General features: G+C 65.9%; 25 protein-coding genes and 1 tRNA gene. 15 read left to right on the forward strand and 11 right to left on the reverse strand.

Going from position 1 to position 18136, the window contains the following annotated elements:
• The 8 genes from NP3_RS48990 to NP3_RS09335 all read left to right on the forward strand — a co-directional run.
• Positions 1–202: hypothetical protein (locus NP3_RS48990; protein WP_176582817.1), on the forward strand; the 202-nt coding region annotated here is incomplete at its 5' end.
• A gap of 14 nt (positions 203–216) precedes the next feature.
• A complete protein-coding gene (locus NP3_RS47765; RefSeq protein WP_157124211.1) occupies positions 217–417 on the forward strand; it encodes a hypothetical protein in 201 nt (66 codons plus the stop codon).
• The gene (locus NP3_RS09315; protein WP_063039735.1) at positions 414–1250 is read left to right on the forward strand and encodes a DUF1906 domain-containing protein; all 837 of its coding nucleotides are present in this window, start codon (positions 414–416) and stop codon (positions 1248–1250) included. Before NP3_RS47765 ends, NP3_RS09315 begins: the two co-directional genes overlap by 4 nt.
• Before the next feature lie 71 nt (positions 1251–1321).
• Positions 1322–1546, forward strand: a complete 225-nt coding sequence (locus tag NP3_RS09320) for a hypothetical protein (protein WP_063039737.1) — start codon at positions 1322–1324, stop codon at positions 1544–1546.
• Positions 1547–1609: 63 nt separating this feature from the next.
• On the forward strand, positions 1610–1837 hold the full coding sequence (locus tag NP3_RS47770; RefSeq protein ID WP_157124212.1) for a hypothetical protein: 228 nt from the start codon (positions 1610–1612) through the stop codon (positions 1835–1837).
• Complete coding sequence (locus tag NP3_RS09325) at positions 1830–2282, forward strand: hypothetical protein (RefSeq protein WP_063039739.1); 453 nt, start codon at positions 1830–1832, stop codon at positions 2280–2282. Before NP3_RS47770 ends, NP3_RS09325 begins: the two co-directional genes overlap by 8 nt.
• A 49-nt stretch (positions 2283–2331) precedes the next feature.
• Positions 2332–2733 (forward strand): phage fiber-tail adaptor protein, encoded by a 402-nt coding sequence (locus NP3_RS09330; RefSeq protein WP_157124213.1) that lies wholly within the window; start codon positions 2332–2334, stop codon positions 2731–2733.
• A 15-nt stretch (positions 2734–2748) separates the two neighbouring features.
• On the forward strand, positions 2749–3345 hold the full coding sequence (locus tag NP3_RS09335) for a hypothetical protein (RefSeq protein WP_063039743.1): 597 nt from the start codon (positions 2749–2751) through the stop codon (positions 3343–3345).
• On the opposite strand, the gene NP3_RS49790 is transcribed toward NP3_RS09335, so the two are convergent.
• Positions 3338–3628 carry a hypothetical protein gene (locus tag NP3_RS49790; RefSeq protein ID WP_157124214.1) on the reverse strand — a complete coding sequence of 97 codons (291 nt, stop codon included), beginning with the start codon at positions 3626–3628 and terminating at the stop codon, positions 3338–3340. The two genes, NP3_RS09335 and NP3_RS49790, sit on opposite strands and share 8 nt — an antisense overlap.
• Positions 3629–3683: 55 nt before the next feature.
• Here NP3_RS49790 and NP3_RS09340 point away from each other — a divergent pair, with 55 nt between their 5' ends.
• Positions 3684–4703, forward strand: coding sequence for a hypothetical protein (locus NP3_RS09340; RefSeq protein WP_157124215.1), 1020 nt, complete (start codon positions 3684–3686; stop codon positions 4701–4703).
• Here the strand turns inward: NP3_RS09340 and NP3_RS09345 are convergent, their stop codons facing one another.
• The 5 genes from NP3_RS09345 to NP3_RS47780 form a co-directional block, all read right to left on the reverse strand.
• Positions 4704–5069, reverse strand: coding sequence for a hypothetical protein (locus NP3_RS09345; protein WP_157124216.1), 366 nt, complete (start codon positions 5067–5069; stop codon positions 4704–4706).
• Positions 5070–5181: 112 nt separating this feature from the next.
• A complete protein-coding gene (locus NP3_RS09350; protein WP_157124217.1) occupies positions 5182–5502 on the reverse strand; it encodes a hypothetical protein in 321 nt (106 codons plus the stop codon).
• Positions 5499–6308, reverse strand: coding sequence for an SAM-dependent methyltransferase (locus NP3_RS09355; protein WP_063039750.1), 810 nt, complete (start codon positions 6306–6308; stop codon positions 5499–5501). Before NP3_RS09355 ends, NP3_RS09350 begins: the two co-directional genes overlap by 4 nt.
• Positions 6305–6574 (reverse strand): hypothetical protein, encoded by a 270-nt coding sequence (locus NP3_RS09360; RefSeq protein WP_063039752.1) that lies wholly within the window; start codon positions 6572–6574, stop codon positions 6305–6307. The genes NP3_RS09355 and NP3_RS09360 overlap by 4 nt, the downstream gene beginning before the upstream one ends.
• Positions 6571–6855 (reverse strand): hypothetical protein, encoded by a 285-nt coding sequence (locus NP3_RS47780; protein WP_157124218.1) that lies wholly within the window; start codon positions 6853–6855, stop codon positions 6571–6573. Before NP3_RS47780 ends, NP3_RS09360 begins: the two co-directional genes overlap by 4 nt.
• A 237-nt stretch (positions 6856–7092) precedes the next feature.
• Here NP3_RS47780 and NP3_RS09365 point away from each other — a divergent pair, with 237 nt between their 5' ends.
• A complete protein-coding gene (locus NP3_RS09365) occupies positions 7093–8346 on the forward strand; it encodes a helix-turn-helix domain-containing protein (RefSeq protein WP_157124219.1) in 1254 nt (417 codons plus the stop codon).
• Positions 8343–8726 carry a hypothetical protein gene (locus tag NP3_RS09370; protein WP_157124220.1) on the forward strand — a complete coding sequence of 128 codons (384 nt, stop codon included), beginning with the start codon at positions 8343–8345 and terminating at the stop codon, positions 8724–8726. Before NP3_RS09365 ends, NP3_RS09370 begins: the two co-directional genes overlap by 4 nt.
• 151 nt (positions 8727–8877) lie before the next feature.
• Here NP3_RS09370 and NP3_RS09375 read toward each other — a convergent pair whose 3' ends face one another.
• Together NP3_RS09375 and NP3_RS09380 are read right to left on the reverse strand one after the other, a co-directional pair.
• Positions 8878–9681 carry a tyrosine-type recombinase/integrase gene (locus tag NP3_RS09375; protein ID WP_245720865.1) on the reverse strand — a complete coding sequence of 268 codons (804 nt, stop codon included), beginning with the start codon at positions 9679–9681 and terminating at the stop codon, positions 8878–8880.
• 417 nt (positions 9682–10098) lie between these two features.
• A complete protein-coding gene (locus tag NP3_RS09380) occupies positions 10099–10944 on the reverse strand; it encodes a hypothetical protein (RefSeq protein ID WP_063039759.1) in 846 nt (281 codons plus the stop codon).
• Between the two features lie 428 nt (positions 10945–11372).
• Between NP3_RS09380 and NP3_RS09385 the strand changes: the two genes are divergently transcribed.
• Entirely contained in the window at positions 11373–12068 is a 696-nt protein-coding gene (locus tag NP3_RS09385; protein WP_063039761.1) for a hypothetical protein, read from the forward strand.
• A gap of 49 nt (positions 12069–12117) precedes the next feature.
• Here NP3_RS09385 and NP3_RS09390 read toward each other — a convergent pair whose 3' ends face one another.
• Entirely contained in the window at positions 12118–12954 is an 837-nt protein-coding gene (locus tag NP3_RS09390; protein ID WP_063039763.1) for a hypothetical protein, read from the reverse strand.
• 152 nt (positions 12955–13106) lie between these two features.
• A complete protein-coding gene (locus NP3_RS09395) occupies positions 13107–14108 on the reverse strand; it encodes an NAD(P)H-quinone oxidoreductase (RefSeq protein ID WP_063039770.1) in 1002 nt (333 codons plus the stop codon).
• 304 nt (positions 14109–14412) lie between these two features.
• Here NP3_RS09395 and NP3_RS09400 point away from each other — a divergent pair, with 304 nt between their 5' ends.
• The 3 genes from NP3_RS09400 to NP3_RS09410 all read left to right on the forward strand — a co-directional run bounded on the left by NP3_RS09400 (position 14413) and on the right by NP3_RS09410 (position 16319).
• A complete protein-coding gene (locus tag NP3_RS09400) occupies positions 14413–15588 on the forward strand; it encodes a lactate 2-monooxygenase (protein ID WP_245720866.1) in 1176 nt (391 codons plus the stop codon).
• A gap of 194 nt (positions 15589–15782) precedes the next feature.
• A complete protein-coding gene (locus NP3_RS09405; protein WP_306306451.1) occupies positions 15783–16190 on the forward strand; it encodes a MarR family winged helix-turn-helix transcriptional regulator in 408 nt (135 codons plus the stop codon).
• Positions 16191–16234: 44 nt separating this feature from the next.
• Positions 16235–16319: transfer RNA gene (locus tag NP3_RS09410), tRNA-Ser, on the forward strand.
• Between the two features lie 285 nt (positions 16320–16604).
• Here NP3_RS09410 and NP3_RS09415 read toward each other — a convergent pair.
• Positions 16605–17657, reverse strand: coding sequence for a uroporphyrinogen decarboxylase/cobalamine-independent methonine synthase family protein (locus NP3_RS09415; protein WP_157124221.1), 1053 nt, complete (start codon positions 17655–17657; stop codon positions 16605–16607).
• Positions 17658–18136: the final 479 nt, after the last annotated feature.

Consider the following 18136-nt stretch of genomic DNA (forward strand, 5'->3'; position numbering starts at 1 on the left):
GTCGCCGCTGCGCGGACCCGCCTCTGGTGGCGGCGGTGGCGCATGCGGACAGACCGCGGGCACCTCCGGCGGCAACGGTGGTGCTGGCGGCTTTCCCGGCGGCGGTGGAGGCGGCGGCGGTGGCTTCAACACGTTCGCGTTCAACGGCAACGGTGCCAGCGGCGGCGGCCCACAACTGGCGATCACCACTCACTACAGCTGACTGGAGAGACGCCGATGTCCCAAATCTGGCAGTGCGCGCAATGTCCGACCTCGATCACCTACAACCCCGACGACACCGGCTCGGCTGATTGGGCCCGCGGTTTCGTCGCTGGCCACGACCGGGCGCACGCGGTGCACGCCACGAACGGCCACAACCCACGAATCCCGAGCCTTCCCGCTGTGGAGGGCGAGTCGAAAGGAGATGAGCCCGGATGACTCTCGGACTCGACTACGCAGGCGGGCGACCCGCCGCGACCGCGATCAAGACCGCCGGATACGACTTCGTTGTCCGCTACCTCTCGTCGGGCGGCCCCGGCCTGCCCGGCAAGTTGCTGCTACCCGAGGAAGCCGACGCGCTGCGCGCGGCCGATGTCGACATCGTCTCGAACTGGGAGACATTCGCCGCGCGCATGCTCGACGGCTACGCGGCCGGTGTCTATGACGCCACGGTCGCGCTCGCGCAGGTGCTCGCTTGCGGTGGACGGTCCGACCGGCCGATCTACTTCTCGGCCGATTTCGACGCAACTGAGGCGCAGCAGGAGCCGATCAACGACTACCTACGCGGCGCGGCGAGCGTGCTCGGCGACGCGAATGTCGGCGTCTACGGCGGCTATTGGGTGTGCGCCCGGGCGCTCGACGCCGGTGTCGCGCGGTGGGCCTGGCAAACCGACGCATGGTCGGGCGGCCAGATCGACCCGCGTATCAACCTGCACCAGCGCATCGCGCAGGTGAACGTCGACGGCGTCATGTGCGACGTCAACGAGGCGATGACCAGCGACTACGGGCAGTGGTCGCTCACTCCGGAAACACAGAAAGGCACCGACATGGCTGATATCGAGATCCTGCTCGGCGATATCCGCGAGCAGCTCGCTGGACAGGGCTCCCGCGAACCGGGCCAGTACACCGGATGGCCTCAGCTGGGCCAGAATCCGGACGGCTCGCACCGCACGCTCGTCGACGCCGTCGCCGCGGCGCTCGAGGGCATCGCCGAACTGCGCAAGGCCATCGACCCACTCGCCGCACAGCACCGCGACGCCGCAGGTAAGTGATGGGGCTACACAGCGCACCCGAGCCACCAGGCTCGGTGCAACCGAGCCAGGTACGCCACCCATGGCATGCCGTGGCACGCACCGCGTTTCAGCTGGTCGTCGGCACGGCACCGATGATGCCGGTCATCGTCACGTCGTCGGGTCTGCCGGAGACGACCGCCGGTGTTGGTGCGGCGCTGGCGATCTCGGCGGTCATCACTCGCGTGATGGCGATACCGGCCGTTGATGCCGCGCTGAGCACCTGGGCGCCGTGGCTCGCGGCTGAGCCGTCGTCGCCATCCGATCAGGACGGTTGACCTTCCTCGTCGAACGTAACTCCGGGGGCTCGGCCCGGGGCATGACTTGTGAGGAGGGTGTCAATGTCTGGACAGCAATACGGCGTATCAACTCGAACGCTGACCGTCCTCGTATACGTCGTGTCGTTCGTGTGGTCGGCGAATTTGTTGGCACCGCTGATAATCCACGGATTTCAACCGAACACGGGCGTCAACGGGGTAATGGGCACAATGCTGGGCCTGCTCGGCGGAATTCGATATATGGCCTCGCGATCCGACAAGCCGAAAAAGAAGGCGGCCGAGGATGAATAGCGTTCTGTGGCAAGGTCTATTCGGCGTCGGCTGCATTGGCACCGGTTTTCTCGCTGGTCTCAGTTTGAGCTGGCGAGAATACAAGTTGGCAGGCAAAAAGTTCAACGCTCCCGCACTGCCGAAAACCGACCGGCAGCAAGCCCTGGTGCTCGTCGTCGTGGCGCTGCTCAGTGTGGTTTCAGTGGCGTATGCCGGTGTGGAGACCGCGCGCCAGTCCGGATGCAACGAGGACTTCAAACAGTCACTTGTCGCGCGGTCGGCGATCGCCACGGAGAACCAGCGCCATATCGATGACCTGATGGGCACTGTCGCGGACGCGATCAGCAATCCCGGGCCCGATAGTCGCGCGCACGCACAGCAGGCGATTCTCGACTACCGCACGTGGGCTGTGCAGGCCGAGCGCGAGCGCGCCGACCATCCGATCGCGGATCCACAGTGCGGCTGATCAGAGAGGGCGAACTCCCTCAGTGACAACAGTTCTCATCGTCCGCGACGTGCTCGCCGCGGACGGCTTCCGCATGCCCACCCAAGGCATGATGATCGACTCGGGCGACCTCGAGCGGTACCGCGCCTATGGCTGGCGGTTGCCGCTGGGCGCGCCCGCCATACCCGAAACCACGAGCATCTATGACGGTTTTACCAAGTCGCCCACCGACATCTACCCGTGGACGTTCGACTGGTCCGAGGTGCTCGCGCCCGGCGAGACGATCACCGCCTCGCAGTTTCTCGTCATTCCCGGGCTGACGCTGAGCAGCGCCTCGCACACCGACTCGACGACAACCGTCCTGGTCGCCGGTGGCGCGCTCGGGACCACCTATCTCGTCACCAACCGCATTTCGACCTCGGCCGGTAACCAACAGGACTGGTCGTTTCAGGTCACCGTCACCCAGCAGTAGAGAGGTAGTTCCGTCATGCCTGACGACGTTTTCCGCTGGCACGCAGCGGCCACGATCGTGAAGTTCGCCCCGCCCACGGTGCGCGACATGATCCGATACATGGGCGGTCGCGAGCCCCTCGGCCACGAGATCGAGGAGTTGGTGGGGCTCAAGCGCTTCACGCCCGACGACATCCACCACGAAGACGGCAACCTGCTCACCACGGCAGGCCTCGGCCGACTCACCTCCCTGTTCGAGGGCGCTGGCGGTGCGGTGTTCAACAACGCGCAGGCCATCATCGGCGTCGGCAGCAGCAGCACCGCGGCCGCCGTCGGCGACACCGCGCTCGGCGGCAACGGTTCCACCACGACCGCCTACTACCAGGGCGCGGATGCGAGCTACCCAACTCAGTCGGGCGGAACGATCAACTGCAACAGCACATTCGGCACCGGCAACGCCAATTTCGCCTGGAACGAGTGGTGTCTCGCGATCGCGACCGGCACGCTCACCGCGGGCGGCACCCTCGCCAGCGTCGGCACCTCGCCAGTCATGTTCAACCACAAGATCGCGAGCTTGGGCACCAAAGCATCCGGCGCTATCTGGACGCTGCAAGCGTCCTGCTCGATCAGCTGACCGATGTTGGCGCGCAGCGTGATTCGAGCCGATAAGGGCATCGGATGTCGATAGCGCTGCGCGGCACCGCCACAAGCGGCACCACGACCGTCACAGCCCCTACCGGCGTCGCGAACGGCGATATTCTCGTCGCGATCGTGATCGCGCCGTCCGGCACGACGATCACGGTGCCGTCGGGCTGGACGACGGTCCGCAACGTCACCGCGTCCAACACCAGCAGCATTCGCATGGTGGTCGCGACGTTCGCGTGGACGACCGGCGCGGCGACATCCTGGTCGTTCACTGGCGCGACGTTCAATGTGTGCTCTGGCTACTCCGGTTGCGACACAACGACACCCTTGCTCGCCGAGAACTACGCGACCGGCGCGAATCAGTCGACCTTGGCGACGCCGACGGTCAACAACACCAACTCCGGCGGCTGGCGCATCGCGGGTTGGGGCGCCGCCGATTCGGTGTTCTCATCGATGGGCGCCTGGACCACGTTCAGCCCGACCGACACCCGACGCGCCGAGAACCACAACACGCAATACGCCGTCGCCCTGACCGACTCGAACGCGACGGTCGCCACCGGCAACACCTCGATCACCGGTACGACACCAGCGAGCAATAACGGCCTCGAGGCCGAAATCGCCTGGATCGGAATCCTCGCACCCCCCGCTTCCACACCGATAAGCAGCTCCGACACCGCCAGCGACACAGAGTCGGCCTCGATCACCAACGCAGCGACCGACACCGCGACCAGCACCGAATCGACAACCATCGTCGCCAGCACACCGGCCACCGAGACGTCAACCGCAACCGACACCGCTTCGGTTGCGCCGACGGCCAGCGACACCGCGGCCGGAACTGAATCGGCGGCCGTCGCCCCGAAAGTCTCCGAGACCGCAACCGCGGCCGAGGCCGCGCAGATCACCACGACAGCGACCGACACCGGTGCGGCATCGGATTCGGCGTTTGTATCCGTCGCCACCCCGACGAGCGACAGCGGCAGCGCGGCCGATTCCGGCAGGGTCGCACCCAATGTCACCGACAACGCCACGGCAACCGATGCTGCCTCGGTGACCGCGACAACGCCCGCCACCGACAGCGCGACCGGCACCGAGACTGCGAGCGTCGCCATTGGCAAACCCGCCACCGACAGCGCGACCGCTACCGACAGCGCGATCGTGCTCGTCGGAATTCCGACCACGGACACCGCGGGCACGCTCGAATCGGCCCGGCTCACCGTGCACGCAACCGATACCGCGGTCGCCCGCGACACCGCCACCGTCCGCCATGCTGGACAAGGCGTACCCGGGCGACTCCGGCGCATCACCGTGCTGCCACGACTGCCGGTGTGGACCGGTCCGGGTAGGTGATTATCCGGCTGGCAGATGCCAGCAATCGGCGTTGCTCGCGCCGTCGAGCATCACCAGCTCACCGCGGCTGATTTTCCCGTTCGGAAACGGCGGCTGCATCATCAGCTCGGCGACGTAGTTGCCGTCCTGCTGTGCGGGCGGAACATGGCAGTGCGCGCGCTGATCAGCCGGTATGCAGCTTCCCCGGCCGTCCGTGCCGTGAGCCTCGAACACGCCCCCGACATCAGCGCACGAGACACCATCGGCGGCGACGGGTCCGTTCGGGCCGAGACGGTCGACGGTCGTTGTCTCTGTCGCGGTTACGGACGCTGAAGTTTCCGCGCCGCCGCAGGCGGCTAGCGCGAGGCTGGCGGCGGCGATGGGCACAGCGAATGCGGTTCGGTGCATAGCGTTTCCCCTGCTGTAGACGTTGTCGGTTCATACAGATACGCCCCGACCCTGTTACGGGTCGGGGCGTATTCGGCGTTTCGGGCGCGATTCAGTGCCAACGGTGCCCGCGGCGATACGTCCGCGACCTGCCGACGACGTACAGGTCTACGAATTCGGTGATGACACGCGGCCACGGCACATGAGCCACGCTCGGCGCGATGACGGCGACCGCCCCGAACCGCAGCACCGCACACAGCAATTGCACTGTAGGCGAGGTAGTTTCGGCATCGATGACAATGAGCTCGACGAGGTCGAATCGGTGCCGTCGGGCCAGTCCGCGCATATTCAGCTCGTAGCGCTGTCGACGTGAGCCCGCGAGATCCGTCCGGATCACGCCGACCGCGCGGCGCAAACGCTCATCAGCATTCAACGCTTCCGACCAATGGCGCCCAGGATCACCAACCTCGTGCGTGGCAGGTCGTCACCGAGCCATTCCTGCACTGGCACAACACCGGGGTCGACTTCCTCGAAGCCGTCCAGGAACGCGGCGATATCCTCACCGGTCCGGAAAACGCACTGAGCGGTAGTCCCGGACGTGTCGCCGTCCATCTGCGCCATGAGTTCGCCATCGGTGTACACGGAGCCGTGAGTGAAGGCCAGGACACTGCCCGGCGCCATCGCATTCCGCAGGCAGGCAACGATCTCGGCCGGGTGCTCGTCGTCCATGATGAAGTGCAGGACACCGACCATCAGGATCGCGACCGGTTGCGCCCAGTTGATACCGCCGACGGTGCGCGCCCTCTCGATCAGCTCATCGGTTCGACGGAGATCAGCGAGCACCGAGGCGACGCCGGACGTACCGGAGAGCAGCGCGTTGGTGTGGGCGTGCACGACCGGGTCGTAGTCGATCATCACCACCCGCGCGGCCGGGTCGACCTTCTGCACTGCCTCGTGCACGTTGGGTGAGATCGGGATACCCGCGCCGATGTCGATGAACTGCTGGATCCCTGCTGCGGCGGCGTCTTCCGCGGCTTGCAGGAGGAATTTGCGGCTGAACCATGCCGTCGTTTTGGTGTCTGGCGCGACTGCGAGCATCCGGTCGGCGACCCGCTGGTCGATCTCGTAGTTGTCTTTCCCGCCGAGCAGGTAGTTGTACACCCTTGCGGCGTTGGGCTTGGACGGATCGACACCGGTCGGTGCTCGATCGGCTACGACCGCGCGAGCGCTGTCGTTCATGCGCTGGCCGCCGGGAGGTCGGCTACCGCGAACACCGCGGCCAAGCGGTCGTGCCGGACGGCGTCCCATACCGCTTCGTACTCTGGGTGCGTCTCGCGGGCCTTGACCAGGTCTGGCAGGTTGGCAGCATCGAACGCAGTCAGCCCACGTTCGGCGTCATCCTCGTTGTGTACCTGGTGGATTCGGGCCATTGTCCCGTCGAGGTGCCATTGCGCGATCAGGCGGCCATCGGGGGATGTGCTGGTACGCAACCTATCCCGGCTCATGATCGGATCCCGCCTCGGGACAAGAACTCGCGGATTTGGGTAGCACCCGGTGGCGGGCAATTGGTCATCCCGCCACCGGGGCGCTCTGGGGCCGCACACGCGGCGAGGGCGTGCTGTCGAGCGCGCTCGATTTCGGCGCTCGGCACTGGGGTCGGGTCGAGGGTGGTGTCCCATCCGTTGAGGCCGTCGCGGAACGCCGCGATCACCTCACCTGGCACATCGCATCGCACCCGGCGGGGTGGCCCGACAAGCGCGGCCCGGTGCGGCAATTCGTCATGCATTCCCTTGTCTCCCCGTCTCGCTCGACGCTGGATCGAGCCCGACGCCGGGGCCACCCAACCGCGGCGGCTCAGATGGCGGTCGGATTGCCGGATGAGGGGGCTCGTGTGCGGCATCTCCCGGCGTCGGACATGGCTAGCTTCGTTCCGGGGGTGGGGGCGCTTCGGGGGCGCTTCGCTGGACCAGTGGGGGCGTTGCGGGGATACAGTGATCGCGACCACTACGTCATGGGGGAAACCATGGTTAGCGTTAGGCACTGGACCGGCACGGAAAGCAAAGCTCTGCGCAGCGCATTCCGTCTGAGTCAGGCAGATTTCGCAGCCAAGTTAGGCGCGCACAAACGCACGGTCAGGTACTGGGAAGCCGGTCGGGCAATTCGGCCCGTCTATCAGGCTGCTCTCGACACGACACTGTCGAAGGCACCCGACGAAGTCGTCGCCGCGTTCCGCGATTGGCTGCGCCCGACCGAGGAGAACGACGTGGACCGGCGACAGCTATTGAAGGTGGGGGCGCTTGGCGCTGGTGGGCTCGCGACGCTCGGTGTCGCCGACGCCGAGCGCGCCCGGTGGTTGATGTCCGGTGCGGGTCGCCCCGATGCCGCCGCAGTCGCCGTGATCCGCAATACGTTGTATTCGGCAATGCAGCTGGACGACATGCTCGGCTCGCCCGCGGCGCAAGGCCTCGTCATCGCTCAGCAGCAGCTCGTCGAGGCGATGCTGCGCGACTGTCCGCCCGCACTGCGCCCAGATGTGTTGTCGCTGCATGCCGAATGGACCGGATTCGCCGGATGCCTCGCATGGGACGAAGGCGAGTATGCGACGGCAGCGCGCCTGTACAATCTGGCGCGCGAGACCGCACACGAGGCCGAGGACGCAGACCTCGGCGCATACATGCTGTGCCATCTCTCCCAGCTCGCCCTATGGCAGCGGCAGCCACGCGTCGCCGTCGACTACGCCGTCGCCGCGCGGGCCTGGGTCGCGCAGAGCATCGACCGCCCGCTGCGCGCCTATGTCGCGATCCGTGCGGCCGAGGCCGCCGCGATGGCTGGCCAGCGCGCGGCGTGCCTCACCGCACTGGACGAGGCCGACCAGGATATCGCCGGACTCGAACCGTGCCACCCATCGCAGTCACGCGCCTATTTCGTCGGCGGCGCACTGTTCGAGTCCTACCGCGGTAACTGCCTGACGATTCTGCGCGAGGCCGCTCCGGCGGCCGAGGCGACGCGGCGGGCGCTCACCCTCATACCGTTGCAATACACACGTGACCGAGCTATGTCGCTGCTCGAGCTCGAGCGGTCGCTTATCCAGCTCGACGAAATCGCCGAGGCCGCGGCCGTCGTAGGCGACGCGGCCGACCTGACCGCACAGAACCGTTCGCCGCGGCTGGCGAAGGCGATCCGTGACGGCCGCCGCGAGCTCTCGCCGTGGGCAGGCTCGCGGGCGGTACGGGAGCTCGACGACCGCCTCGCCGCGCGGGATATCGTGGCTGTATGAGTGCAGACCGCATAGCGGAGGTGAGGACGCGTCTCGCCGATGCCCGTGCGGCTCTCCTGGCGACCGGCGAGACGAACACGCGCAGCGAAGGCGGCCGAGCCCCTGAGCGGTCCGATATGTTCCGGGAAGCTCAGGAGCAGATCCACGCGGCCGAGCAGGCTCGCGCGCGGCTGCTCGTCGAGCTCGTCGGCGACGGCGAGACTGTGCCACTGGAATTGGCCGACGCTCTTGGTCTCACCGGCCGCGAGGCGGCATCGATTCTCGCTACGGCACGCACGGGTTCGCGCCGGGTGCGGGCTCATACGCTGGGAGAATCGCCGTACACCGGCGACGCGCCTGTGCGCCCGGTCTGGACCAGCGAGACGGATACCGAGCAGTAGTGTTCCGATGTCCAGGACATCTGAATGTCCGGGTCATTCGTAAGCTGATCGATCGTCCAGTGCCTACACTGGTACCGGTTCTCGCCAAGCGAGACATGAGAACGCCCCGGCCAGATTCCAGCTGGCCGGGGCGTTCCATCTATTCAGTTGGTCAGGCTGCAGCGTTCACCGCCTCTCGCACGGCATCGCGCTCGACCGCGCAATAAACCTGCGTGGTCGCTACGCTGCTGTGCCGCATGGCATCTCGCACGGCGAGAATGTCATGCGTTGCTTTGAGGGCCCGCGTGCCGAACCGATGCCGCAACTTGTGCACCGTCCAAGGAGCCTCGCCATCGAATGCCGACGCCTGCAGCGCCGTAGAACACAGTCGGCCCACCCAGCGCGGTGACAGATGTCCGTCCTCTGCACCAGGGAACAACCAGCTGTGGCGAGGATTGCCCTCGCCGGGCGAGTGTCCCGGTGCGCCTGCGGCGATCTCGCGGCCGAGATCGTCGGGCACAGGCATGGTAGCGACCTTGCCGCCTTTGCCGTGCACGACGAGGGAGAAACCCTCATCGTCCTCGAGCAGATCGTTTCCCACGTGTATGACGGCGATCTCGGCGCGACGCAGGCCGAGCTCCGCGGCGAGCCTCAGCATCAACCGGACGCGCTTGGTAGCGGATTGCAGTGCGCCCCGATAGATCCGGTCCGGTGCCGGGCGCGGACGAGGTTTGGCGGCGGCGATCTTCGGCAGCGCGGCCGAGGCATCCTCGGTGCACACCCCGGCAGCTAATGCCCACCGCCAGAACGAACGCGCCGAATTCCTTCTGCCGCGCCGGGTTTCGGTGGCCCAGACCTGATTGCCCATCCAATGAACCAGCGCATCGCCGGTAATCGTGATAGGGCCGTCCGGTCCGACCTCGCGGGCGATCTGCTCCATGTCGCCGACACGGCGCTCGATCGTGTTCTCGGACAATCCTGCTGCACGTAAGTGCAGCTCGAAAAGTTGTAGGGGCTCACACCAACTGGGCGGTACTTGAATTTTCATTCCTCGATTCAAGCGCTTCGCCGGGACTCTAGCGCGCATTATCCGCCCCCAACCTCACCGCCGGTTTTTGCCCAGCAATTCCGACCGCATGACGTGTCAATCCGGACTTCGTACCGCGTAAAGAGAGGTAATGACAGCACGAACAGACCGCAGCAACCTTGCCGCTAATTTCTTGGGCAACAACGACATACAGCCACGCGAATACCAAAGGAGAGGCTTGCCTAGCGAATTCACGATTCGCCAGATGGCGAATGCACGATCGACGAAAACTGGCGATCAGAACGCGTGCACGATGATCCCACATCCGAAACGCCTTGTCCGGGCTATCGCCCTGGTGCGTGGCGCTCATTGGCTCACCGCAAGGCGAGTCCGAGCCTCGTCGTAGCTCGCGTTCCAGCGATCAGGATCGGCGACACAGGACAGCTGCACAAGACCAATGTCGGTCTCTCCGGCGTACCGACGGACCCCGTCACCGCGAGCAGGCTGTTCGGTGAGGTTCAAGGCCGTCGTCCAATGCTGGGCTATAGCGGCCCGTTCGGCGAGATCGGGAGCGAGGACCTCACTGATCCATCCAGCTAGCACGGCGTTACGTCCACCGGTGATGTATCCGTTTTGGCGCCATGAGATCCGCGGCAGTTCGGGCCCGCAGGACAGTACCCATTGCGCCTGTTCGGCGGTGATGTAGAGCTCGCGCGGAATACTGGTGTCGCACACGGTGACCTGCAGGCCCTCCAGTCGACCGCGCCAGCGCCGCGCCCCGGACTTCATCGGCTCGATTTCGGGCAGGCGCAGGCCACGCGCGCAGACCGCTGCCGGATCGGGCGTGAGGGAAAACAGGTGCACCGTGCCCATGAATCCGTCACGCTCGCGCGTCCACGACATATCCAGATAGCGGCGTCGCAGCATCGCGAACATGTCTGCGCCCGTGCGCGTGTGGGTTGCTAGCTCGGTCACCAACTTGCCGATCGCATCACGCAGCCAGTAGGCCTCGATCGAATCGGCCATGTCATCCGCATGCGGCAGGTCGTTGCGGGCTCGGCAAATAGCCCCCTGGCGGGCGGCGTCGTCGAGGGCGTGGCGCAGCCTCGCGGTGAGGTAGTCGACGTCGCCGATCGTGTCCTCGTCGAGCGAAGGCAGAAAGTCCCACTCGTTCAGCGTGCGTTCCCAATCGGGCAATTCGATGTCGGTCATGCCGCGCCCACCCTCCGGGGAAGCGGGACCACCGGCGCGAGAGGTCGCAGCGGTATGGTGTTTTCGCTGGTAGCTCGATCGGGGACTACGGACCAGAAGGTTAGGGGTTCGAATCCCTTCGGGCGCACTTCATTCGCGGATGGCTCATGCTCACGAGAGCGTGAGCCATTGCTCGTTTCGTAGTGTTTTGTGGGGGTGGAACCCCCCACACCCTCACCCCGGAAGGCTTCACCGCCGGACCCCCTGGCTGGCCGGAGGGCTTCGCCCCGGCTGGATACGCATCCCTCGTCCCCTGGGAGCTGCTCGGCCGCATCGATCTTGGGGTCCTGCGCGAGATCATTCGATCAGCCACCACGATCAGGCCAGCATGGCCGACGTCAACCACCGGCTCGGCTACCGTCCTCCTACCAGCAGTTCTCGTTGCCGTGATGGTGTCGGTCGTTGTCGACTGCACTGAGTCCGGTAATGCACCGGATTCCTCCCCGTCGAGCACCGTCGACGAATTGCCGCCAGGCGCCGCCACCAGCGCCGCCAGAACGTCGCGGCCGCGCACCGCTGCCCCACTGCCGCCCCGTGCCCAAGGAGCGTTCGAAGAGATCGACGCTCAGGCGCAGACGTTGATCGATGCGTCGGCTACATGGCATGCGCCGCAGTCCATGGATGTGAACCGCACGCAGCGGATCGGGCTGCAACTCGGTCGTAGTGCCGCTCTCGACGACAAGCTGTCGGAACTGCTTCCGGACACATCGCCGACCGCGGGGGGCACCGTCGAGGTCGGGCCAACGGTGCGGGCGACACTGCTGGTGGACACGTCCGATGCCGAAGCCACGCCTTCTGACGCGGTAAGCGTGTCGACCCGCAGCGACATTCAGATGTTGTGGACATGGCTTGTACGGCCCAAACACCCGACATCAGCGCTGCTGCTGACCGCACATCTGGAGGTTCCCCTCAGCGATGGGCATGTCATCAACCACGACATCTCGCTGAAAATCCTGGTCCATCGCACCCTGGCCTACACCGCAGGACAATTCTTCAGCAACTGGGCGACCTGGTCGGCGATTGCGGTGGCTGGTATCGGAATAATCGCGCGTGTCGCCCGGTCACCGCGTCCATGCCCATCGTGAATGACAGCGTGGCGCGGGAATTCCGAGATCATGCAGCTGCGGGCGGAAATCAGGCACGAACCCACCCCTGGGCGCGGTCGGCCAGGTTCCACCACGAAACGAACTGCGCATCTTCGGATTTCAGTTCCCAGCGCGCGGCGAGCCCATCGAAGAATGCGGCATCAGCGGTCTTTCCGCCTTTCGACTCTCCGATGTAGACCAGCCGTTCGCCACCTGCGGCCTCGAATGCGGCAAGCGCGTCGGACGCCATCGTGTCGCCCCAGCCAGGTGGCCAGCAGAGCAACAGCACGTCATCCCAGCCGTGGCTCGGACGCGCTACGAACTCATCGAGATCCCCGACGCCATGCCATACGTCCGACTGACCGGCCGCACCGAGAAACGACACATTCTCCGTCTTGTCCGGTGGTGCTGAGTCGTACGCGCCGACGCCAACTCCCGCCTGGGTCAGCTGGGCCGCCCAATAGCCGCGCCCGGCACCCAGTTCGACCACCTTGCGGCCATCGCAGAACTGAGCCACCCACTCGACCGTCTGCGGAGAAGGGATGGCGTATGCGTAGGCGGCCTGCAAGATTGTCTGGGCGAACCCCAGACGCGCACTGCCCTTTGCTCGACCACCGTTCACCACGCGACGGCCTTCGTACTCGAACACCGAGGGCGCGACGATCTCCCAGTACGGATTCGCGCTGACCGACCGGCCACCGGTCATGTAGTGCACGAACCGCAAGTCGAACGCGGCGTCGGCCCGATCATCCCCGGTCCCCGACAGCATGGGCGCGGTATCCAAGTACTCCGCCACCTTCGGGTACTCGCCGCGAAGCCGCTCCTCATCACCGAGCAACGCCGCCAGCTCGTCCCGCCGATCCGCCGTCAACGCGAGCTCAGTCATCCATCAATTCTGGCCTGACACAGCCCAATTCATGAGCACTTCCGCAGGCTCACTGGTGTGGACACCCCTGCACGCACAAGCCCCGCCATCCTCGAAGCAGTGCGGGGCAGAGGTGTTGCTCAGCGGAGCTGCGGCTGCTTTCGGGCCATCGTTCAGGCGTCCCGGACGTTCAGGACCACCTTGCCGAAGGTTTCGGAGGAGTCCAGGAGGCGGTGGGCCTCGGCGGCTTCGGTGATCGGGAGTTCGGCGTGGATGACCGGGGCGATGGTGCCGTCTGCGATGAGGGGCCAAATGTGGCGGCGAAGTTCGGCGATGATGGTGGCCTTGCTTTCGGGGCCGGTGGTGGGGCGGTTGCGGACGTTGTTGGCGTGGACGGTGCCCCATTTGGACAGCAGCGCACCGAGATTCAGCTCGGCGGTGACGCCGCCCTGCATGCCGATCACCACGAGTCGGCCGTGCGGTGCCAGCGCCTCGACGTTTCGTGACAGGTAGGCGGCGCCCATGATGTCGAGGATGATGTCGGCGCCGGGGCCGCCCGCACCGTTCTCGGCGCGGATCGCGGCGACGAAATCGTCCTCGCGGTAATTGATCAGAACGCTCGCGCCCAATTCACGGCACCGCTTCAGCTTCTCCGCCGAGCCCGCGGTCACCGCCACACGCGCGCCCTGGCTCACCGCGACTTGGATAGCGTGCGTCCCGATTCCGCTGCCGCCGCCATGGATCAGCACCAACTGCCCCGCGTCCAGCCCGGCGGTCATCGCGAGGTTCGACCACACCGTCGCAGCCGCCTCGGGCAGCGCGGCGGCCGCACCCAGGTCGAGCCCGTCGGGCACCGGCAGCACCTGCGTCGCGGCAACCACGACCTTTTCCGCATACCCGCCGCCGGACAGCAGCGCACAAACCCGATCGCCGACATGCCAATCCCGCACCCCGTCACCGACTTCGGCGATGACCCCCGAACATTCCAACCCCAAGACCTCACTGGCCCCGGGCGGCGGCGGATAGAACCCCCTTCGCTGCAGTAGATCCGCGCGATTGACCCCCGCCGCGGCAACGTCGATCAGCACCTCCCCATGCCCCGGCACCGGATCCGCCGCCTCGCCCCACTCCATCACCTCGGGTCCCCCGAACCCGTTCAATTCGATAGCGCGCATCGCTTCATCCTGCCCCCATCCACCCATCCTCGCGAGCACACATCCCGTGTATCGGGTATGCGGCTCCCATAAGCGCCGCACGCGCGGGCAGGTAGTGCCCAGGTTCAGCCCTGATGACTCGCGCTGCCATAACAACACCGCAGAACCGCCGCCCGAGAACAGGCACGCAGCAGAAGTCCGGCAGCGCCTGAGTGTGCGGCTCACCCGAGTGCCGGTCGTCGGTCCCGCTGGGACGATTGGCGTCGGCGGCAGCAATATGCCGAGCTGCCTGCGGGGATGCGGGCGGGGGACTAGCGTTCCCGCCGTGAGCAGCTTTGTCGACTTCCAGAACGAGATCTACTTGGCTGGACTCGGTGGCGCGGTACCCGAATTGCCGTTGACGGCTGCGGGTTTGGAGGACCGGGCGCGCGAGGCGCTGAGCAAGGAGGCCTTCGCGTATGTCGCGGGGAGTGCGTCCGGGGAGCGGACGGCGGCAGCCAATCGGTCCGCATTCGACCGCCACCGGATCGTGCCGCGGATGCTGCGCGGCACCTCGGGGCCGGGTGCGCGCGATCTGTCGGTGGAGGTGCTCGGGACGCGACTGGCCGCGCCGGTGCTGACCGCGCCGGTCGGGGTGCTGGAGCTGCTGCACGAGGGTGGTGAGGTGATGGTCGCGGAGGTCACGAAGGAACTCGGCGTCGGTACCGTGCTCTCGACGGCGGCCTCGTCCACCATCGAGGATGTCGGCGCGGCGGCCGGAAGCTGGTGGTATCAGCTGTACTGGCCCGCCGATAACGAGCTGGCCAGATCCTTCGTCGAGCGCGCGGAACGGGCGGGTGCGTCGGCCATTGTCGTCACCGTCGACACCCCGAGCCTCGGCTGGCGACCCCGCGATCTCGAGCTCGCACATCTGCCGTTCCTGCACGGCAAGGGCATTGTCAACTATCTATCGGATCCGGTCTTCCGCGCGAAGCTCTCGGCGCCACCCGAAGAGAGCGCGGATGCGATGCGAGCCGCGATCCTCACCTGGAGCGGCCTTTTCGGCAACCACGCCCTGCGCCCCGCCGACCTCGCCCACCTCCGCGGGTGGACCGATCTGCCGATCGCCGTCAAGGGCGTCCTGCATCCGGACGACGCCCGTCAAGTCGTCGACGCGGGTGCTGACGCGGTGGTCGTCAGCAACCACGGCGGCCGCCAGGTCGACGGTGCCATTGCCGCACTCGATGCCCTCCCCGCCGTGGTCGCCACCGTCGGCGACCGCGCGGACATCCTGTTCGACTCGGGCATCCGCACCGGTTCGGACATGCTCACAGCGCTGGCACTCGGCGCGAAGGCGGTGCTCTACGGCCGCCCATGGGCATACGGTCTCGGCATCGCGGGCCGAGCGGGTGTGCGGCACGCGCTGCGCGTTCTGCTCGCGGACTTCGACTCCGTCATGGGCCTGTCCGGATGCGCGAATCCAACCGAGCTCGACCGTTCGTCGATCGCGACAATCCGCTGACCCGCCCGATCATCGGGCCGTAATTCAGAATTTGATTAATCGTGTGTCCAGGTCTTTCGCTGGACCCCTGGGCTGGGCGTTTGCGCAGTTCAGGCGCGCATAGAATGGAACTCGTGATTCCAGAACCGAGCAGTCACGCGCCCGTCGAGCCGAAATGGCTCTCGTCGTCGCAGCAGCGTGCCTGGCGGGCCTACATGGACGGTAACCAGCGCTTGGCGACGGCACTGAACCGTCAACTGCAACGCGACTCAGATCTCACCCTCGCCGAATATCGGATCCTCGTCCTGCTCTCCGAGGCCCCCGACCGTTCGTTGCGCATGAGCGAGCTGGCCGACGGCGTGTTGTCCTCGCGCAGTCGGCTCACCCATCAGATCCGCCGCCTGGAGACCCAGCGGATGGTCCGCCGCAATACTTGCCTCGAGGACGGCCGCGGCGTACTCGCCGAACTCACCGAGGAAGGTATGCGTCGGTTGGAGGCCGCCGCCCCCGGTCACGTCGAGGCGGTCCGCCGCAACTTCATCGACCTACTCGGTCCCGAACAACTCGAGATAGTCGGCGAGGTCTTCGCCCGCGTCGACCACGAGATAGGCAACTCCGACTAACCCGTCGGTGGACGGCGCACGGCAACGGGTACTCTCGTTGGCCTGGAGACGTGGCAGAGCGGCCGAATGCACTCGCCTTGAAAGCGAGCGTCGCGAGAGCGACCGGGGGTTCAAATCCCTCCGTCTCCGCAATACTGATGTGGTCTCTCATGTCAGCGAAACCCCAACGGCGGGTGGGGATCCTGACACACCGCGACACACGGGCCTCCGAAGCGCGCGATCGACGGGTTGCGGCCCAGGTGCTGCTGTGTGATGGTTTGCCGATGCCGAGCGCGGTGTGGGAGTACCGCTGAAGGCACCCCGACTTCGTCACGGCCGTAGCGCAGAGTCGCACTGACAGGCGCTATTCGGCTATTCGTCCCACGCTTGAATCGAGGTCTGGTCGACGATGCGCCCGTCATTGGTCCGGGCCGATCAACCGGTCGTCGTGACCATCAATTCGCTCAGCAATCGCAGTGCGTGGTCCATCTGCGCTTCGGTCATCCGAGCCATACCGCACGATGTGCTCAACCCGCCGAAGGGACGTGGGTAATACTTCCGCGCTTGCGTCAAGGCCGAACGGATATGGTCCGGACTCGCCTGCTCGTGCACGATGCCTGCGTAGATGGTCGCGTCGGCGGTCAGCTGTTCCAACGGCTGATAGATATCGGGGTTGTCCACGTCGGCGAACGGCAGTACGTCGGCCGCTGCCAGCGGAATGTGAATGCCCTGCAGCGTCCTGCCCCCGGGCCATGCCGCCACGATGGCGTTGACCAAGAGCACAACCGGCTCGAACCCGTTGATCTGCTTCAGCCACGTGCTGTGCTCCCAGTCGCCACGGCACAGATGGATCGTGACACGGGCGCCCTCCGGCATCCGGCGCACGAACGCGGCGAGATCCGAAGCCAGCTCAACGGCTTTCGCGGCCCGCTCCTGCGCCGACTCGATCACTTCGATCGTCAACATGCGACCGGGACTCTCGAGCTGGAACACCACATCGCCATCGAAAAGCCGGTGAATAGCGAAGATCTCTTCCAGCGCCGGTTTCCGAAACGACTCGTAATGCTGCTCGAGTCCGGCCTCACCCAGCGCGAAGTACGCGTGATCGTACGGATCGACAATGCACGCCTGATAGCTCTTGCCGCTGCCGCGTTCCTCGATCATGCGCTCCAGAATCGGCTTGGCCGCCTCGGCTTGGTCGAAATACCCGAGCAGCACCGGCGGGATCTCGAGCTCACGCTCGCCGGTGTACTCGTAACCGGGCATCCCCGGATACGCCAACTCGATGTTTCCGTCCTTCACCTTCCGCATTCCAGGAAGCGCGAAGGTACTGCGCAGCCTCGGCATGATCCAACCGGGAAAAGCCGTGTCACCCTCCGGAAATGACGGCAGGTACTCCCACATCGTGCCGAATTTCTCCATCGCGATCTGTCGTGTCGGCGCGTTGGCGCTTCCCACCAGGTATGTCACGGGCAGTGAAAGAGCCATCGGGTGTCCTCTCCATACAGATGTGCGGGGACTATAGCGCCGACGGGCTCGGCTCGAGTCCCACTCTCCAGCTTCGATCCGAGTCGTGTCGGACACGAGATACCCTGTCTCGCAAGCAAATTCATAGAATCGGCGGAGCCGCTCAACCCTCTCGGACGCCCTCCCGGTACTGGGAACCGCAATGCTCTTCGCGACCGTACCGCCAGAAACCGGGTCGAGCGCAACGATTTCGTCCGGTGCACGGCGGCTGCGAACCGGTGGTCGGCTTTCCTGATCGCCGGGTGCGGTCATGACGCCTCGTCGATAATTGGCGGCGTGCCTCTCACCGAAGGTCTCGGCTCCGGCCAGTCCGGCTCCGATGAGCCGAGTCCGCCTTTGATAGCGCCGGAGGACTACATCACGGATCGCTTGGAGCAGTACCAAGGTTGGTATGACAAGAAAGCCGTCACGATGAAGGCCAGGCATTTGCAGATCCGGGT

The organism is Nocardia pseudovaccinii NBRC 100343 (assembly GCF_001613225.1).
GTDB classification, from domain to species: Bacteria; Actinomycetota; Actinomycetes; order Mycobacteriales; family Mycobacteriaceae; genus Nocardia; species Nocardia pseudovaccinii.

Bases quoted from the DNA above. Each gene is read 5' to 3' on its own strand.
- NP3_RS09380 (WP_063039759.1), bottom strand. From the start codon at position 10,944: ATGACCGACATCGAATTGCCCGATTGGGAACGCACGCTGAACGAGTGG.
- NP3_RS09355 (WP_063039750.1), bottom strand. From the start codon at position 6,308: ATGAACGACAGCGCTCGCGCGGTCGTAGCCGATCGAGCACCGACCGGT.
- NP3_RS09405 (WP_306306451.1), top strand. From the start codon at position 15,783: ATGGACGGTAACCAGCGCTTGGCGACGGCACTGAACCGTCAACTGCAA.
- NP3_RS09365 (WP_157124219.1), top strand. From the start codon at position 7,093: ATGGTTAGCGTTAGGCACTGGACCGGCACGGAAAGCAAAGCTCTGCGC.
- NP3_RS09325 (WP_063039739.1), top strand. From the start codon at position 1,830: ATGAATAGCGTTCTGTGGCAAGGTCTATTCGGCGTCGGCTGCATTGGC.
- NP3_RS47770 (WP_157124212.1), top strand. From the start codon at position 1,610: ATGTCTGGACAGCAATACGGCGTATCAACTCGAACGCTGACCGTCCTC.
- NP3_RS09360 (WP_063039752.1), bottom strand. From the start codon at position 6,574: ATGAGCCGGGATAGGTTGCGTACCAGCACATCCCCCGATGGCCGCCTG.
- NP3_RS09395 (WP_063039770.1), bottom strand. From the start codon at position 14,108: ATGCGCGCTATCGAATTGAACGGGTTCGGGGGACCCGAGGTGATGGAG.
- NP3_RS09315 (WP_063039735.1), top strand. From the start codon at position 414: ATGACTCTCGGACTCGACTACGCAGGCGGGCGACCCGCCGCGACCGCG.
- NP3_RS09335 (WP_063039743.1), top strand. From the start codon at position 2,749: ATGCCTGACGACGTTTTCCGCTGGCACGCAGCGGCCACGATCGTGAAG.
- NP3_RS09385 (WP_063039761.1), top strand. From the start codon at position 11,373: ATGGTGTCGGTCGTTGTCGACTGCACTGAGTCCGGTAATGCACCGGAT.
- NP3_RS09390 (WP_063039763.1), bottom strand. From the start codon at position 12,954: ATGACTGAGCTCGCGTTGACGGCGGATCGGCGGGACGAGCTGGCGGCG.
- NP3_RS47765 (WP_157124211.1), top strand. From the start codon at position 217: ATGTCCCAAATCTGGCAGTGCGCGCAATGTCCGACCTCGATCACCTAC.
- NP3_RS09415 (WP_157124221.1), bottom strand. From the start codon at position 17,657: ATGGCTCTTTCACTGCCCGTGACATACCTGGTGGGAAGCGCCAACGCG.
- NP3_RS09370 (WP_157124220.1), top strand. From the start codon at position 8,343: ATGAGTGCAGACCGCATAGCGGAGGTGAGGACGCGTCTCGCCGATGCC.
- NP3_RS47780 (WP_157124218.1), bottom strand. From the start codon at position 6,855: ATGCATGACGAATTGCCGCACCGGGCCGCGCTTGTCGGGCCACCCCGC.